This window comes from Aquiflexum sp. (assembly GCF_977115555.1).
The window spans coordinates 1-3,439 of record NZ_CDSBKL010000419.1; the positions used below are offsets into that span (position 1 = coordinate 1).

Annotated in this window: 3 protein-coding genes; all 3 read left to right on the forward strand. The window is 40.9% G+C overall.

Annotated elements, in window-relative coordinates:
- Positions 1 to 59 precede the first annotated feature (59 nt).
- Positions 60 to 1,334, forward strand: coding sequence for an ornithine--oxo-acid transaminase (gene rocD, locus ACZFYI_RS17655; RefSeq protein ID WP_462525443.1), 1,275 nt, complete (start codon positions 60 to 62; stop codon positions 1,332 to 1,334).
- A gap of 117 nt (positions 1,335 to 1,451) precedes the next feature.
- The gene (locus ACZFYI_RS17660; RefSeq protein ID WP_462525444.1) at positions 1,452 to 2,105 is read left to right on the forward strand and encodes an HAD family hydrolase; all 654 of its coding nucleotides are present in this window, start codon (positions 1,452 to 1,454) and stop codon (positions 2,103 to 2,105) included.
- Positions 2,106 to 2,163: 58 nt separating this feature from the next.
- Positions 2,164 to 3,132, forward strand: coding sequence for a porphobilinogen synthase (gene hemB, locus ACZFYI_RS17665; RefSeq protein ID WP_462525445.1), 969 nt, complete (start codon positions 2,164 to 2,166; stop codon positions 3,130 to 3,132).
- Positions 3,133 to 3,439: the final 307 nt, after the last annotated feature.

Consider the following 3,439-nt stretch of genomic DNA (forward strand, 5'->3'; position numbering starts at 1 on the left):
TGCCAGATCGCTATGAGCGGTGAAATTTATCCTTGATGGGTAGCAAATCTACAAATATTATGATTGAAACAATAAACTCAAGCACCCAGGCCATTGCGCTGGAAGAAAAATACGGAGCCCACAATTACCATCCCTTGCCCGTGGTATTGTCAAGAGGAGAGGGTGTTTACCTTTGGGACGTGGGAGGGAAAAGGTATTATGACTTCCTTTCTGCATACTCCGCAGTAAATCAGGGACACTGCCATCCAAGGATCAAAGATGCTTTGATTGAGCAGGCCGGAACTTTGACCTTGACCTCAAGGGCGTTCCATAATGACGTTTTGGGGCCTTTTGAAAAATATATCACTGAATACTTCGGTTTTGAAAAAGTCCTTCCAATGAATACCGGTGCTGAAGGTGTAGAAACAGCTTTGAAGATAGCCAGAAAATGGGGCTATGAGAAAAAGGGAGTTGACGAAAACCATGCAGTCATCGTAGTCGCAGAAAATAATTTCCATGGAAGGACTTCTACAATTATTTCATTTTCATCCGATGCCAATGCCAGAAAGAACTTTGGTCCATACACTCCGGGATTTGTAAAGATCCCTTATGATGATATTTCCGCTTTGCAAAATGTATTGGAAGACAAGAATGTAGTCGCTTTTTTGGTCGAACCAATTCAGGGTGAGGCAGGCGTTTATACTCCTTCAGACGACTTTATTCGAAAAGCTTCGGAAGCTTGCAAAGCTAAAAACGTACTCTTCATTGCCGATGAAATTCAGACAGGTATTGCCCGTACCGGTTCGCTTTTGGCGGTCTGCGGCAACTGTACCTGCGAAGGACACTGTGAAAAGCAGGACAGCTATACCAAACCTGACATGTTGATCTTAGGAAAAGCGATCTCAGGCGGATTCTATCCTGTTTCGGCTGTATTGGCTGATAACCATATCATGGATGTCATCAAGCCGGGACAACACGGATCTACTTTTGGGGGCAATCCTCTTGGAGCGAAAGTTGCCATAGCAGCCCTCGAAGTAGTGAGAGACGAAAAACTTGCCCAAAATGCGCGCAAACTCGGCAAAATCTTTAGAGAAAGAATGCAGGTCCTGGTGGACAAATACAAAATCCTCAAGCTAGTCAGAGGCAAAGGTTTGCTCAATGCAGTTGTGGTCAATGACTCTCCGGACAGCACTACTGCTTGGGATATGTGTGTTTCGCTAAAGAATAACGGACTCCTCGCCAAACCGACTCATGGAAATATCATCCGCTTTGCTCCGCCTTTAGTCATGACCGAGGAGCAGCTGCATGACTGCTGCGATATCATCGAGAAAGTGGTCAGAGACTTTGATAAGTAATTATTTGATCTTTTCCAGATTCATCGAATAGAAACCCTCTAGGAGAAATGAAGTTCCTGGAGGGTTTTTTAATGGCCTTTTGTTAGCTTTGCTGCTTATGCGAAAACCTATTAATCCATGAAAAAAGCAGTTATTTTCGATATGGACGGTGTTATCTGCCATACCAATCCATTCCATTCATTGGCCTTCAAGGAGTTTTTTGCCAAAAGGGATATGTTTCCAACCGAAGAGGAGTTTCAGCTGCATATGTATGGTAAAAGCAACTCCTATATAATGAGCCACTTTTTCGGAAGAAAAATTGTCGGCGAGGAACTGTTGGAATTGGAGAATGAGAAAGAAGGCCTCTTCAGGGAAATATACAAGGACATAATTGATCCTATCGCAGGTTTTCAGGATTTTTTCTCCCAACTTAAAACCAATCAGTTTTTGACAGGAGTTGCTACTTCTGCGCCATATGCCAATCTTGAATTGATTGCGGGTACTTTGTCTCTGATGGATAAAATGGAATCCATCTTGGCGAGTGAGGATGTAAGCAAACACAAGCCCGATCCAGAGGTTTATCTCAAATCTGCCTTAAAGCTTCAGTTGGAGCCTGAGTTTTGTGTGGTTTTTGAAGATTCTTTTTCTGGGGTCACTGCTGCCAAGAATGCCGGGATGAAAGTCGTAGGCGTTTTGTCCTCACATTCCAAGTCCGATTTACCCGTTTGTGACCTGTATATTAAAGATTTCAGAGAGGTAGGTGTGTCTAAAATTTTGGAATTGATCGGATAATAACCGGATTCCTTTCCTTCAATACTTTAACTTTGCTTAACCAAAAATTCAGAATAACATGCTACAAAGACCTAGACGAAACAGGAAATCACAAGGTATCCGCAATATGGTAGAAGAGACCAGGCTGTCTGTCAAGGATTTTATATTTCCTATGTTCCTGATTGATGGCATCAATCAAAAATTAGAAGTAGCATCTATGCCTGGTATTTACAGGTATTCATTGGATCTGATGTTAGGTGAAATAGAGAAATGTATGGAGCTTGGGATCATGGCATTTGATATTTTTCCTGCTTATCCTGAAAGTAAAAAGGACAAGTTCGCTTCGGAAAGCTATAATACCGATACCTTTTACCTAAGAGCGATCCATAAAATCAAAAATACTTTTCCTGAAGCAGTAATCATGACGGATGTGGCAATGGATCCATACAGTTCAGACGGGCATGATGGCTTGGTTCAGGATGGAAAGATTTTGAATGATGAGACATTGGAGATTTTGGGCAAAATGTCCCTTGCCCAAGCCCAAGCAGGTGCAGATATTCTTGGACCCTCAGATATGATGGATGGCAGAGTTGGGTTTATCAGGTCTATCTTGGATCAAAACGGCTTTACCGATGTGTCAATCATGTCATACACAGCCAAATACGCTTCGGCTTTTTATGGGCCATTCAGGGATGCCCTGGATTCGGCTCCTAAAATGGGGGACAAAAAAACTTATCAGATGGACCCTGCCAATTACAGTGAAGCTTTGATAGAAGCGGATTTGGATACTGCCGAGGGGGCGGATTTCTTGATGGTCAAGCCTGCCTTGGCATATTTGGATATCATCAGATTGCTCAAAGACAATTCGAACCTGCCTATTGCTGCCTACAATGTCAGCGGAGAGTATGCTATGGTAAAAGCAGCTTCCCAAAAGGGTTGGCTAGATGGAGAAAGAGCCATGCTGGAGTCTCTCTTAAGTATAAAACGAGCCGGTGCCAATGTAATATTGAGTTATTTCGCCAAAGAGTATGCTACTTTGGTCAAGTAAATGACATTTTTCCAAGAGAATTAAAAAAATCCTTCTTACTGGCAGGAAGGTTAAAAATCAAAACCCTTAAGATGAAATTCTAAGAGTTTTTCCTTTTTTGATGCTTTTTATCTCAAAATTTTGAATTTTCAAATTAAAATGGTTTCAATTTCATGCTAAAATGTGATTTTTAATAAAATTATTTCTCTGTTGGTTTAAAAAACACCCATTATATTTTTTAATAATATATTTTTAGTAAAAATAGTTTATATTTATATATATGAAAAAAATATTACACACAATGATTAGAGTTGGTGATTTACAACGT